Below are 12,340 nucleotides of genomic sequence, written 5' to 3' on the forward strand. Positions count from 1 at the left end.
CACTTGTTCTCGGCCCTCGGCCCCGGGCGGACCGGGCGTTCGCCGCTTCGGCCGCCGGGCGGGTGGATCACGTCGTGGGGGCGTCTGGGGGCCGGTCGGGTGTCGAAGACGCAGGCCACGGTCGCCATCCGCTTGCGGTTCGGCTTCTCGCCCGGCGCGAGCCGGCCGCGATGCCCGCCCGCTGATGCGGCTTTCGCGGCAGCCCGGCGGGTGGCCTCGTGCAGGGCCTCGGGCCGCATGACCACGCCCTTGCCGTCCACCTGGATCACCACCGGCATCTGTCGGCTGCACGGGACCACGCTGGTCTCAGCCCCAGGTCTGGCCGGCCGGTTCCTTGACGGTGCGGTTGATCCGGTTGAAGAAGTTGGTCAGCGCGATCTCCAGGTTGATTGCGCCGATCTGTTCCTCGGTGAAATGGGCGTTGACCTCTTCCCAGATCTCGTCGGTGACGCCCTCCGCACCGTCCTGCAGCCGGGTGGCGGCCTCGGCCAGCGCCAGTGCCGCACGCTCCGCATCGGTGTAGAACGGCGCCTCGCGCCACGCCACCACATTATGCAGGCGCTCATCGGTCTCACCAGCTTTCTTCCCTCCAGTGACACTGGCGTAGACGCACGCTGAGCAGCCGTTGATCTGGCTCGCTCGCAGGTGGACCAGCGTCAGCAGCTTCGGGTCGACGCCCCCGGCGGCGATCGCCTTGTGGAGGTGACTGATCGCAGTCCACAGGTCGGGGTTGTTCGTGTTCTTGTTCTTGAGCCGGTTCTCCATGTGAGCGTGCTCTCCTTGATCGGGGTTACGTTCCCGGGCTTGTGCCCGTCACCCCTATGACGGAGCAGCTTCGAGAGAGGTAACAACATGTCCGGCACCCATGCCACGGATCCGATCGTCGGCGCCTTCGAGGCCCATCGCGACCGACTCCGAGGCGTCGCCTACCGCGTGCTCGGATCACACGCCGATGCGGAAGACGTGGTCCAGGAGGCATGGCTGCGTCTCTCCCGCCAGGACACCGACACCATCGACAACCTCGGCGGCTGGCTGACCACCGTGGTCGGCCGCATCAGCCTCGATGTCCTCCGGTCGGGCCGGACCCGCCCGGAGGTCTCCTTGGACGACCAGCTGTCCGAAGTGACCGTGACGCTGGATGACGCGCCTGCTCCGGAAGACCTCGTGGCGCTCGGGGACTCCGTGGGCCTCGCGCTCCTGACGGTACTCGACTCGCTGCGTCCGGACGAGCGACTGGCGTTTGTACTGCACGACGTGTTCGCCGTGCCTCACGGGGAGATAGGCACGATTCTCGGCAAGTCCACCGACGCGACCAAGATGCTCACCAGTCGCGCCCGCCGGAAGGTGCAGAACGCCCAGAAGCCAACGAGCACCGGACAGCAGCGACGCGAGGTGGTCCAAGCTTTCCTGGCCGCGGCCGGCGACGGTCAGTTCGAGCAGCTGCTGGAGGTTCTTCACCCTGAGGTGAAGTTCACCGTCCACACGCCGAACGGCACGTTCGTCACGCTCGGAGCCACCGAAGTCGCAACCCGCGCACGAGTGGCCGCCGGCGCGGCACGGGGGCATGCGGCGACCGTCAACGGTCTCCCCGGCGTCATCTCTTGGAGTGAAGACGGCACCCCGCTCTCCCTCCTCGCCTTCACTGTCGCCGCGGGCCGCATCACCGAGATCACCGCCGTGACCGACCCGGCCAAACTCGCGCTCATGGAACTGCCGGACCCGGTGTGACTTCCTGCCGGCGACGGCCGCTCGGTCCATGTCGGATCCCGCCGAGACGGTGGGTGTAGCCACCTGGTCGCCGAGAGTGCGGGGCCTGGGATGAGCGCCCAGCACCGATCGGCAAGGCATCTTGCAGTACAGCGAGCGCCCGACCACGGTGCCGCGCGATCAACCCCCCCTCCGCGGCTCCGCCCGCCGCTTCCCATCCTGTCGGCAAACGATCGTTACCCGACATCGGAATCCCCACCTTCGGCTTTATCCCGCCACCGAGCGAGGTTGTTCCGGGTGGTGAGGGTGTGGGGGTGGTCCGGGCCCAGCACCCGCATCCGGTCGGTCAGCAGGTCGGCGACGCCATCGCCGCGCTGCGCCACATCCGCGCCCCGGCCGCCGTCCTGGAGAACGCGCTCTACCACGCCCAGGCCCTCATCGAGCAGCCCCACGCTGGCCCGCTCCTCCTGGAGGCCGCCGAGGGTCTGGCCGCCGTCGGAACCTGCATTCCGGCCTAGCCGCGACCGCTTACCGCCTCCTGAACCGACGTCGAAGTGCTGCCCGTTCTCGTGAACAGAGCTACGCGCCCGGCCTCGGCCGTGCCTGCGGCCTTCCCCTCTCCCGAAAGGTGGCCATATGCCCCACACCTCCGCCACGTCCGCCCGCCCGGCCTGCGCCGCCCTGCGCCGCCTGCCCCGCCTGACCCGGACAGCGATGGTGACCGCCGTCGCCACCCTCGCCCTGGCCGTGGCCCCGTTGGCCGTACCGCACGCCGCCCTGGCCGAGGGGACGGACAACCGCGACGCCTTCCAGAACCTCGGTTCGGCCGACCAGCAGGACTGGATGGGCAAGGTGGGGGCGACCACGCCGCTGACGGCGATGTCCATTCCCGGCACCCACGAGACGCTGGCCGTGCACGGGGGTTCCAGCGCCCAGACGCAGCAGGACTTCGGCGACAGCGCGGCGACGCTGTCCGCGCAGTTGGACCGTGGGATCCGCGCGGTCGATATCCGGGTCCGCATCATCAACGACAAGTTCGTGATCCACCACGGCCCCTTCTACCAGAACGCCAACTTCGACGACGTCCTGACCAAGGCGAAGGCCTTCCTCTCGGCCCACAAGGGCGAGACCCTCCTGATGCGCCTGCGGGCCGAGTGCGACGGCTCCACCTTCAGCTGCACGGACGACCACCCGACGGCGAGCCACACGGCCCTCTTCGACGCCTACGCGAAGCAGTACGCGGGGCTGTTCTACAACAACGGCAAGCGCAGCGACCCGCCGACGCTGGGCCAGGCCCGCGGCAAGATCGTGCTGTCCGTCTTCAACGCCGACAACGGAGGCTCCTACGGCCTCAACGGCTTCTCGGACCACACCGAGGACACCTGGAACGCCACCGACGCCCCGGCCAAGTGGAGCCTGGTCAGCAAGAACCTCGCCGCGGCCGGCTCGGCCCCCGCCAACCAGACCTTCGTGACCTACACCTCCGCGTCCCGGGCACCGTTCAACCTCGTCCCCTCCGAGTACGCGGGGGGCTACAGCGTCCTGCGCGGCAAGGACCTGGTCTGGGTCGACGGCGTCAACGTGCGGCTGATGAACTACCTCAACAACGACACCGCCAACCGCCGGCTGGGCATCGTCATGATGGACTACCCCGGCTGGGCGCTGGTGCACAACATCATCGCCCGCAACGCCTACTACGACGCCCGGGGCACCAGCCCGGCGATCTGGCTGGTCAAGCCTGACAAGACCTACGTGGACAGCAAGTACGGCCGGTGCATGACCCGCGGGCCCCAGTTCGACAGCTCCGGGCAGGGCGGTGTGGTGCAGCAGCGGGCCTGCCAGAGCAACCCGCCCAACAGCCAGCAGTGGCAGGCCGCCTATCCGTCCACCTTCGACAGCCTGGGCTACTACTGGATCAAGGCCGCCAACGGCCAGTGCCTGACCGTCCCGTGGAACAACGGGACTCCGCCGTCGGCCGGGATGGAACTGTTCTGGTGGCCCTGTGAGACCCGCTGGATCTCCGACAACCAGATGTGGAACATCATGCCCACCAATCTCGCCAACCAGTCGGCCCTCCGGTTCATCAACAAGTGGACGAACCTGTGCCTGATGGTGGATCCGGCGACCGCCTCGCAGTCGGGCGGCAAGGTCGTCCTGGGCAACTGCCCGGCCTGACCGGACCACCCCGCCACCTGGCCCGACGCTGCACCGCGTCGGGCCGGGCCCGGCCGTTCGAGCCGTACACGGACACGGTTACCTACCTTTCGAGCGAGGGCCGGCAATGAACCGGATTCGAGCTCGGCGTTGGACGACACGGCTGCACGTCGTTGGCGAACCGCCCGTGGGGCCGGCCGGGGTGGGCGTCTCGCGTGAGAAGTCCGACCACCTCGACGCGATGGTGCTGGCGAACATCCTGCGCACCGACGCCGACGCCCACCGGCAGCTGCCGGCCGACAGCGAACTCGCCCAGGCCGTCGCCGTCCTTGCCCGCGCCCAGCAGGACGCCGTCTGGGACCGCACCCAGGCCGGCAACAAGCTCCGCTCCCACCTGCGCGAGTACTTCCCCGGCTACCTCGCCGCCGTCCAGCCGATCACCGGCGGCCTCACCGCGCCGCTGGCCCGCACCCTGCTGGCCACCGCACCCACCCCCGGCCAGGCCGCCAGCCTCACCCGCACCCAGCTCAAGGCCGTGCTCAGGCGCGCCGGCCGCCAGCGCGGCATCGAAGCCGAGGTCGAGCGCCTGCACGCAGGCACAGCCTCGGGAACGCCACGCACGGTGACGCCGCCAGGCGTCACCCCGCACCTGGCGGTGCGTCAGCACCGCCGCCCCGCCGCCAGGCGGGGTTTAAGCCGCAGGCTTCCGCTCGCAGCGGTGCGGGAGGGCGTGGGGTGATCAGAGCCAGCCTTTGTGTGCGGCTTTGATTCCGGCTTCGAAGCGGCTGCTGGCGCCGAGGCGTTCCATGATCGAGGACATGTGGCGGCCGACGGTGCGCGAGGAGATGCCGAGGCGCTGGCCGGCGGCGTCGTCGGTGAGGCCGGAGCCGAGCAGGCGCAGGAGTTCGCGTTCGGTGGCGGTGAGCCCGGTGCTTGGGTCTTGGGGGTGGGTGGCGCCGAGGGGGACGGCGGTGTGCCAGGCCTGTTCGAAGAGGTCGAGCAGCGCGGCGAGGATGCCGGGCTCGGTCACGTACAGGGCTCCCTTGCGGTTGTCCGCGGGGTCGATGGGGACGAGGGCCTGGCTGCGGTCGATGATCACCATGCGCGGCGGGATGGTGGCGGCGGTGCGGACCTCGCCGCCCTGGCTGAGCAGCCGGTGGGCGTAGGTGGCGACGTGTGGCTGGTTGCGGGTGGAGTCCTGGTACAGGGTCCGCATGGCGATGCCGCGGGAGAGGGCCTCGGTGTCGGCGAGTCGGCTGGCGGCGAGGTCTTCGGGTCGCTGGTCGCCGGGCTGGCTGCCGAGTGCTTCGGTGGTGGCGCTACGGCCCATCCGTTCGAGCCTGGCGTGGATGGCGTCCATGCCGAGGAGGCGTTCGCCGTGGGTCGTGCGGTGCTCGGCGCGGTCCGCGACCATACGCGTGACGGCTGCCCGCGATGCCGCCAACTGGGCTTGGCGTCGGGCGAGTTCGGCCTCCTGTCGGGCGAGGACGTCGGCCAGGCCGATGTCTGGGCTGACTGCGCGCAACTGCCCGGGGCGTTCGGCGGAGGCCCGGACGAGGGTGAGTCGGGCTAGCTCTTCGAGGTGGTCGTGCACCTGGACGGCGGTCAGGCCACAGTGTGCGGCGATCTCGTCCACGCCGTAGTAGGGGTGATCGAGCATCGCCTGGTACGTCGCGGTCGCCCCGGCCGTCAGTCCCAGTACTTCCAGCATGGCATCCCCCGGATCGCTGGCCGCCTTCTGCCGGCCGGTCGAATTCAAACATTAGTGCGGTGCTTCGCTCAAGATCCAATTCGTGCCGTTCGCAGCGATTCGGGCGGCAATGGCGGCATGAGGTGCGCGTCACGTCGCCGAAGGTTTGACGCGTCCATGACATCATGTCTGGATCCCGTCAGGCCGATTGGCGACATCCGGAAAGCCTTCCGGTGGTGTCGACGGGCGGCGAAGCTAGTGATCGCCGCCAGGGAAACAGCCCAGGCAGCGGCCGAACGGAGCGTCAACCGCGGGACGCCCGGTCCGGCCCGGCACATCTCCCCACCAGTAGCGAAGGAATCCGTCATGATCCGCTCCCGTCTCGCCCAGGCCACCGCGGTCGCCGCCGTCACGCTCACCGCGCTCCTGATCGCCCCCGCCGCCTCCGCCGCGACCACCGGGACGCCGCGCGCCTCGGACCGGGCCGCCTCCTCCGACAGCATCTCCTGGGGCGGAGTCGTCACCCCGGCCAGCATTTCCTGGGGCGGCTGAGCCCTCGATGGAGATCGTCTACGCCAGCCTGAAACGCCGCCAACCTGGCGCCGCGGCGGGGATGAACGAGGCGGCCGAGGCCGTGGACGCCCTGTGGGCACACGCCGAACCCGGCGACGGACTCCAGCACGCCAGCGCACAGCCCGCCCCCGACCGGATCGACCTCCTGCTCTACCTGCTCACCCGGGACGCGCCCGACCAGCCCGACGCGGTCCACCGCGCCCACCGCCTGCTCTCCCGCAGCCACCGGACCTCACCCGTGTTTCAGCGGGGCTTCTTGCCCCCCGAGCCGCCGGCAGCCGCACGCCGGAGCGCCGGCTGAGCACACCCGGGCCTCCGACGTCCGCGGACCGGCCGGCCTGCTGAGCACGCCTCGGCCTCTGACACCCGCTCGAACCCGCGCCGACCGGCTTCTTGCACCGGCTTCTCCCACCCTCTTCCCGCACCGCCCACGCCCGGCGGCTGCCGAACCACGCCCTCGCCCGTCCGCCTGACCGATCAGGAGATCCCCTCGTGGCCACCAAAACGTCGATCCTCGTGCGTACCGCCGCCGTCCTGTGCGCCGTGACCGCCGGCGGATTCGCCCTGACGGCGGTCGACCCCGGTGCCAACGCCTCCGCCACGGCCCAGGCCGACGCCACCGCGGCCCCTTCCGCCCCCACCGTGCCGCAGGCCCCCGGCACACCGGCCGCGACGGCCCCCGGCGCGCCGTCCGGACAGCCGGAGGCCGTCCCGGCGAAGCCGGCCGCACCCGTCGCCACTGCCGCGCCTGTCACCGGAACCGCGGCGCCCGTCCCCGCGCCGCCGGCTCCCGCGAAGCCCGCCGCGCCCGGAGCCGCCCCCGCCGCCGCACCCGCGCCGCTGGCCCCGGCGAAGCTGCCCGACGCGGGGGGAGCCGCCTGGAAGCCGATCGCGCAGCCGCACACCCAGCCCGTCGTCCACGACGTGGGCCTGAACGAGTGCGCCACCGTCAAGGGCGCGGCCTCCTGGCAGCAGCAGGGCTACGTCAGCAGCTTCCACACGCCCGCGATTCAGGACACCTTCACGTTCGCCGACTCCGCCGCCGCGCAGCGTGCCTATGGCGAGGTGCTGAACGCCATGAACACCTGTCAGCAGCATTCCCGCGACGTCCAGAGCGCCGCGAAGCTGACCCCCGACGCCGTGGTCACCACCACCGCCGGCGCCACCGGTGCCACCGCTTACGCCCGTCAGTGGACCGCCGTGCCCGGCATGTCCGCCCCCGGCCTGCAGACCGGCCACGTCTACGTGGTCCAGCGCGGCGGCGTCCTCGCCGTCCTCCAGTTCGCCGTCCCCGCCGACACTCCCGGCAACCACACCCTGTCGGCCGCCGACGACCAGAACGCCCTGGCCGAGCTGGCCGCCCACCTGGACACCGCGCCGCCGGCTAGCTGACCTCGCAGCCTTCGACTTCGCACCACCTCCCGGCTTTCGCATGCCCTAAGAAAGGTTCTCACCATGTCCCGCTTCTCCCGGACCGTCACCCGCTCGCTGGCCACCGCCGTTGCCGCCGGAGTCGCCGCCACCGCGTTCACCGCCGCCACGTTCGCGACGGCGACCTCGGCCCAGGCGGCCTCGACCGCCGGCGGCACGATCACCCGCAGCGAGGTGCTGGCCCGCGCCCAGAGCTGGGTCGACGAGGGCGTCCCCTACAACCAGGGCGCATACAAGACCGATGCCAACGGCACCTATCGCGAGGACTGCTCCGGCTACGTCTCCATGGCCTGGCACCTGACGAGCAGCCTCGTCACCCAGACCCTGCCGAACGTCTCCACCCAGATCGGCTTCTCCCAGCTGAAGGCGGGCGACGCACTCGACTACACCGCTGAGCACACCTTCCTGTTCGCCGGCTGGAGCAACCAGTCCACCGGCGACTTCACGTACTACGCCGAGAGCAACCCGAACAACCCCACCCACGGTCCGACCAAGGCCAATATCAACAGCAGCAGCCTTGAAGGCTGGCCCACCAGCTACTACACCGCCCTGCGCTACAACAACATCGTCGACGACCCCGCTCCTGCTCCTGTGGTGGGTGGGTCGTCGGGGTGGAGCCTGTACAACCAGGACACGGCGACCGCGGAGACGTTCACGGTCGGCACGAACGGTGCGATCTACCACGCGTACAGCAGCAACGGTGCCCCGTGGAGCTCGTGGTCCTCCCTGGGTGGGAACTTCACGTCGAAGCCGTCCGTGGTGTACAACCCCGGCACCAAGACCGAGGAGGTCTTCGCGGTCGGCACCGACGGCAAGATCTACCACTCCTACAGCACCAACTCCGGTGCCTGGAGCGGATGGTCGGCCATAGGCACCTACACCTTCAGCGGCTCGCCCGCCGCCGTGTACAACCCGGCGACGAAGGCGATCGAGCTGTTCGGTATCGGTGCAGACGGCCGCATGAACCACGCCTACTACATCAACGGCACCGCGTGGTCCGACTGGACCACCCTCGACACCGCCTACACCTTCGCCGGCTCCCCGTCCGTCGTCTTCGAGCCCAGCACCAACACCGCCGAGGTCTTCGCGATCGGTACTGACGGGGTCATGAACCACGCGTACAGCACCAACGGCAGTGTGTGGTCCGCCTGGGCGCAGATCGACTCCTCGTTCCACTTCACCGGCAGCCCCAGCGCCGTCTACAACACCGGCAACAACACCGCCGAGGTCTTCGCCATTGGAAGCGACGGCGTCATGTCCCACGCCTACAGCAGCAACGGCGGCGCGTGGAGTGCCTGGAACACCCTCGACTCCAGCTACAAGTTCACCGGCAGCCCGAGCGCCGTCTACAACGCCGGCGTGAACTCCGTCGAGGTCTTCGGCATCGGAACCGACGGCGTCATGAACCACAAGTACTACAACAGCGGCACCTGGTCCGCCTGGAACAGCATGGGCACCTGGCAGTTCGCCGGCTCCCCGTCCGCCGTCTACGAGCCCAACACCAAGACCGCCGAGGTCTTCGCCCTGGGCACCAACGGCGTCATGAACCACGCCTACAGCACCAACGGCACCCCCTGGAGCCCCTGGAGCAGCATCAACTCCGACACGTTCAAGACCAACTGACGAGCGTGACCCGAGGTACGCGGCCGGGCGTGCAGCCTCGCCGCGTACCTCGTGTTTGCGGCCGGACCAGGCCCAGACCGAGTGCGGTTCCCTGATCGACCGGCACGGCGACGTCACCGGCGCTGCCCAGCCCTTGGCGACGAGGCCTTCGACGTCCATCAGCTCAAGCCCTCGGTACCAGGACAGAGCCTCGACGCGGTTGCTGGTGGCCATGCACAGCTGCAGCGACGGCCGGGCTCCGGCCAGGGCCACTCCAACGCCGCCCACCTCTCCCTCAGTGGCCGGTCGCGCATGTCCTGTCCCGGCCCGGCGAGAAGATCGAACGCCACGAACAGCACCTGCAGACCGGCCGCTGCCCGCGCAGCCGGAGTACGCAGCAGCCCCGTGAAGGTCCAGCCGCCCGTCCCGGGCCGGCGGCCACGATCTCGCCGTCGAGCACCAGGCCGACCGGCAGCGTCGACAACACTGAGACCAACTGCGGGAACCCGCTGCCGAGGTCGTTGCCGCGCCCGGACAACAGCCGCACTGCTCGCCACTTGGCCGGACGACCAGGATGGCGCCCGGTGACCGTCATCGCGATCACCGCGCTTCCCAGCGACCGGAGCGACCGACTCGCGGACCTGCTGGAGGCGACCTCCCCGGCCGCCCGGCGTGCCCGGGTGGAGGCGGCGACGCGTGCTGTCCACCCGGCGCTGGCGCCAGCGCTGCCCGACGGCCGGCTGCCACGCGGTGCCGCCGTCCAGGTTGTCGACGACCTGGTCCTGCTCCTGGCTCTCGCCGGAGGTGCCCAGGAGGCGACTGGCTGGACCGCGATCATCGGCATGCCTGACCTCGGGCTCGCTGCGGCCCAAGAGATGGGAGTCAGGTGGAGCACCACGCTCCTGGTGGATGAGCCCGGGCGCAGTGGACGGAGGTGACGGCGACGCTCGCGCGTGCGATGTCTTGATCGTCAGAAGGCGGTGAGTTCGAGGATTCTCGGCGTGCGAGTGGGAGGATCCCACGGGTCGGTGGGTGTACCGGCGTGGGGGGGTGGGCTGGGTTCGGTGCGTCGTTGCCACCAGGGCGTAGGCGGCTGCCGTTTAAGGCGTGGATATCGCGCGATTCTGCGTCGAGGCAGCTTCGTGCCGATCCCGGTCGCCTGTGTTTCCCTCGTTGGCAGCTGTCTGCCGGTCGACCCCGTCGAGGAACTCCGAGAGCAGGTGGTGCAGGACCTCCGACCGTTCCAGGTGGACGTCGTGCGTCGTTCCCGGGACGCTCGCGGCCTGCGTGTCAGGGCGCCGGGCGAGCATCTCGTCGGCTTCCCGCGCGGGGATGAAGCTGGACTGGCCCAGGACGACCAGCGTCGGACAGGCCACCTGCTCCCACTCCTTCCAGAAGGAGCGTTGGGCGTTTTCGGCCAGCGAGGCGACCATCACGTCCCGGTCGAAGCGCGGCCACCACTGCGCGTCGCGTTCCTCCAGCCCGGCGGCCCAGCCCTCGCCGACCCGGCCGCCGCCGAGGAACCCCGCCGCCGCCTCCCGTGTGGGGAACGGCAGCGGCCAGGAGTCGAGCCAGTTGCCGACCTCCTCGGCGACGGCTGGGTTCGGCCCGCCGGGCCCGGCCTCGATGAGTGCGAGGGCGCGAACGCGCTCGGGATGCGCCGCCGCTGTGAGCATGGCGGTGTGCCCGCCCAGCGACTGGCCGGCCAGCACGACCGGCCCGAGACCGAGCTGCTCCAGTACGGCGACGACGTCGGCGACGTACGCCGCACGGGAGAGGTCCTTCGGCGTACGCTCGCTGCCGCCATGGCCGCGCTGGTCGACAGCGATCACCCGGTACCGGTCACTCAGGGCCCGCGCCAGCTCATCCCATTCGCCCGCGTGGCCGGCCAGCCCGTGCAACAGGACCATGGATGGCCCCGGGCCGCCCCAGTCGCGGCAGGAGAGGCGGACCCCATCACGCACCACGGTGCGCTCCACCCATGCAGTGCCGCGCATCAGCCGGTGGCGGGCCGGCTTCGCGCCGGTGCCGACGTGTCCGTGGGCGCTCACGCGGGCCGGCTCGCCTTTCCGTCCAGCCAAAGGGTGTCGGAGGCGTCGCGGTGCGAGCCCGTGGTGCCGACGTGCTTGGCGTCGATCTGCGCGCCGTGCTTGAAGACGTGGACGAGGGCCATGCCGTGTCCTCGGCCCAGGTCGTAGTCCTCCTTGAGCCACGCGAGGATCACTGCCGCCTTCGTGGACGGATCGTCGAAGCCGCGCTGGGCGGCGAGCGCGATGAACTCACGCGGCGTCAGGCCGGTCTTGGTCTCGATGGTGTCCAGGTACGCCTGGAAGGACATGTGCACTCTCCCACTGGTGTTGATGTTCTGGGTGTAGACCGGGGCCGGGAGCGAAACTCATCGCCCGGCGGCCGGGGAATTTCAGGCGGGCTGGTAGGTCAGGTCGAGGACACCGGTGGAGAAGGTGTTCGAGGCCGCGAGCCGCAGGGAAAGCCCGGGGGTGCCCTCCGGAAAGAGGCGCTGCCCAGTGCCCCGCACGAGCGGGTGCACCAGGAGGCGCAACTCGTCGACGAGGCCGGCTTCCAGGAGGCTGCGGGTCAGCGTGATGCTGCCGGAAAGGTTGATGTTCCCGCCCGGCTGCTGCTTGAGGTCCTTGAGGACGACGAGGACGTCGCCGTCGATCACGGTGGAGTTGCTCCACGCGGCATCGGTCAGGGTCGTGGAGGCGACCAGCTTGCGGATGCCGTTGAGCGCGTCGGCCATCGGGCCGGTCCGGTGCGGCCAGGTGGCGGCGAACGTCTCGTAGGTCACGCGTCCCATGAGCAGCGTGTCGGCCCCGGCCTGCATCTGGCCCAGCGCCGCGCCCATCTCGTCGTTCATGTACGGGAAGTGCCACTGCTCCGGTGCCTCCACGACACCGTCCAGCGACATGAACAGCCCCGCGACGATCTTGCGTCCTGCGGTCATGACCCACCCCTTCGTTCTCACGTGATGGCGCGCGGACGCCGCCCGCCACCCCCCAGCAATAGAACTGGACGGTACAGTACTTACTGAGTACTGGTCAGTCCAGTACTGGTCATGGGGGCGAGAGAGGAGTCTCAATGATTGAGTCAAGCCGTCTGCGCGGCCGGATCGGGGGTGAAGACCCGGTTGTCGCGCAGGAGGGCCCACAGGACGCTGACCCG

At 70.1% G+C, this 12,340-nt stretch carries 13 protein-coding genes and 2 pseudogenes; 9 read left to right on the plus strand and 6 right to left on the minus strand.

Translation table 11 applies throughout. The annotated features are described in order from the left end of the window. A pseudogene (locus ACZ3UD_RS36895) lies at positions 1–293 on the minus strand (ISKra4 family transposase); the annotation flags it as partial. Between the two features lie 13 nt (positions 294–306). After that, a complete protein-coding gene (locus ACZ3UD_RS36900) occupies positions 307–765 on the minus strand; it encodes a carboxymuconolactone decarboxylase family protein (protein WP_465598245.1) in 459 nt (152 codons plus the stop codon). Between the two features lie 87 nt (positions 766–852). Between ACZ3UD_RS36900 and ACZ3UD_RS36905 the strand changes: the two genes are divergently transcribed. From ACZ3UD_RS36905 to ACZ3UD_RS36920, 4 genes and pseudogenes are all read left to right on the plus strand, one after another. Next, positions 853–1,728: a sigma-70 family RNA polymerase sigma factor gene (locus ACZ3UD_RS36905; RefSeq protein ID WP_465598248.1), complete on the plus strand. Its 876-nt coding sequence runs from the start codon at positions 853–855 to the stop codon at positions 1,726–1,728. Positions 1,729–2,021: 293 nt separating this feature from the next. Next, positions 2,022–2,225 carry a hypothetical protein gene (locus ACZ3UD_RS36910; RefSeq protein WP_465598251.1) on the plus strand — a complete coding sequence of 68 codons (204 nt, stop codon included), beginning with the start codon at positions 2,022–2,024 and terminating at the stop codon, positions 2,223–2,225. A 118-nt stretch (positions 2,226–2,343) separates the two neighbouring features. Further along, the gene (locus ACZ3UD_RS36915; RefSeq protein ID WP_465598254.1) at positions 2,344–3,882 is read left to right on the plus strand and encodes a phosphatidylinositol-specific phospholipase C domain-containing protein; all 1,539 of its coding nucleotides are present in this window, start codon (positions 2,344–2,346) and stop codon (positions 3,880–3,882) included. A 184-nt stretch (positions 3,883–4,066) separates the two neighbouring features. Then, a pseudogene (locus ACZ3UD_RS36920) lies at positions 4,067–4,450 on the plus strand (IS110 family transposase); the annotation flags it as partial. A gap of 150 nt (positions 4,451–4,600) precedes the next feature. On the opposite strand, the gene ACZ3UD_RS36925 reads toward ACZ3UD_RS36920, so the two are convergent. Continuing rightward, positions 4,601–5,572, minus strand: coding sequence for a helix-turn-helix transcriptional regulator (locus tag ACZ3UD_RS36925; protein ID WP_465598256.1), 972 nt, complete (start codon positions 5,570–5,572; stop codon positions 4,601–4,603). A 345-nt stretch (positions 5,573–5,917) separates the two neighbouring features. Here ACZ3UD_RS36925 and ACZ3UD_RS36930 point away from each other — a divergent pair, with 345 nt between their 5' ends. The 5 genes from ACZ3UD_RS36930 (at position 5,918) to ACZ3UD_RS36950 (ending at position 10,095) form a co-directional block, all read left to right on the plus strand. Next, complete coding sequence (locus tag ACZ3UD_RS36930) at positions 5,918–6,103, plus strand: hypothetical protein (protein ID WP_465598259.1); 186 nt, start codon at positions 5,918–5,920, stop codon at positions 6,101–6,103. 7 nt (positions 6,104–6,110) lie between these two features. Next, on the plus strand, positions 6,111–6,425 hold the full coding sequence (locus tag ACZ3UD_RS36935) for a hypothetical protein (protein ID WP_465598262.1): 315 nt from the start codon (positions 6,111–6,113) through the stop codon (positions 6,423–6,425). Between the two features lie 191 nt (positions 6,426–6,616). Then, positions 6,617–7,516, plus strand: a complete 900-nt coding sequence (locus tag ACZ3UD_RS36940; protein WP_465598264.1) for a hypothetical protein — start codon at positions 6,617–6,619, stop codon at positions 7,514–7,516. 63 nt (positions 7,517–7,579) lie between these two features. Beyond that, positions 7,580–9,178, plus strand: coding sequence for a PLL family lectin (locus ACZ3UD_RS36945; protein ID WP_465598267.1), 1,599 nt, complete (start codon positions 7,580–7,582; stop codon positions 9,176–9,178). 563 nt (positions 9,179–9,741) lie between these two features. Further along, positions 9,742–10,095: a hypothetical protein gene (locus tag ACZ3UD_RS36950; RefSeq protein WP_465598270.1), complete on the plus strand. Its 354-nt coding sequence runs from the start codon at positions 9,742–9,744 to the stop codon at positions 10,093–10,095. A gap of 162 nt (positions 10,096–10,257) precedes the next feature. On the opposite strand, the gene ACZ3UD_RS36955 is transcribed toward ACZ3UD_RS36950, so the two are convergent. From ACZ3UD_RS36955 to ACZ3UD_RS36965, 3 genes are all read right to left on the minus strand, one after another. Continuing rightward, positions 10,258–11,154, minus strand: a complete 897-nt coding sequence (locus tag ACZ3UD_RS36955) for an alpha/beta fold hydrolase (protein ID WP_465598279.1) — start codon at positions 11,152–11,154, stop codon at positions 10,258–10,260. 50 nt (positions 11,155–11,204) lie between these two features. After that, positions 11,205–11,495, minus strand: coding sequence for a DUF4287 domain-containing protein (locus tag ACZ3UD_RS36960; protein WP_465598273.1), 291 nt, complete (start codon positions 11,493–11,495; stop codon positions 11,205–11,207). Between the two features lie 81 nt (positions 11,496–11,576). Then, the gene (locus ACZ3UD_RS36965) at positions 11,577–12,122 is read right to left on the minus strand and encodes a dihydrofolate reductase family protein (RefSeq protein WP_465598276.1); all 546 of its coding nucleotides are present in this window, start codon (positions 12,120–12,122) and stop codon (positions 11,577–11,579) included. Positions 12,123–12,340 lie beyond the last annotated feature (218 nt).

Source organism: Kitasatospora sp. NPDC023118, from assembly GCF_055560875.1.

Coding starts and splice junctions, on each gene's coding strand:
- ACZ3UD_RS36965 (WP_465598276.1), bottom strand. CDS start 12,122: ATGACCGCAGGACGCAAGATCGTCGCGGGGCTGTTCATGTCGCTGGAC.
- ACZ3UD_RS36960 (WP_465598273.1), bottom strand. CDS start 11,495: ATGTCCTTCCAGGCGTACCTGGACACCATCGAGACCAAGACCGGCCTG.
- ACZ3UD_RS36925 (WP_465598256.1), bottom strand. CDS start 5,572: ATGCTGGAAGTACTGGGACTGACGGCCGGGGCGACCGCGACGTACCAG.
- ACZ3UD_RS36935 (WP_465598262.1), top strand. CDS start 6,111: ATGGAGATCGTCTACGCCAGCCTGAAACGCCGCCAACCTGGCGCCGCG.
- ACZ3UD_RS36930 (WP_465598259.1), top strand. CDS start 5,918: ATGATCCGCTCCCGTCTCGCCCAGGCCACCGCGGTCGCCGCCGTCACG.
- ACZ3UD_RS36915 (WP_465598254.1), top strand. CDS start 2,344: ATGCCCCACACCTCCGCCACGTCCGCCCGCCCGGCCTGCGCCGCCCTG.
- ACZ3UD_RS36955 (WP_465598279.1), bottom strand. CDS start 11,154: ATGCGCGGCACTGCATGGGTGGAGCGCACCGTGGTGCGTGATGGGGTC.
- ACZ3UD_RS36900 (WP_465598245.1), bottom strand. CDS start 765: ATGGAGAACCGGCTCAAGAACAAGAACACGAACAACCCCGACCTGTGG.
- ACZ3UD_RS36905 (WP_465598248.1), top strand. CDS start 853: ATGTCCGGCACCCATGCCACGGATCCGATCGTCGGCGCCTTCGAGGCC.
- ACZ3UD_RS36945 (WP_465598267.1), top strand. CDS start 7,580: ATGTCCCGCTTCTCCCGGACCGTCACCCGCTCGCTGGCCACCGCCGTT.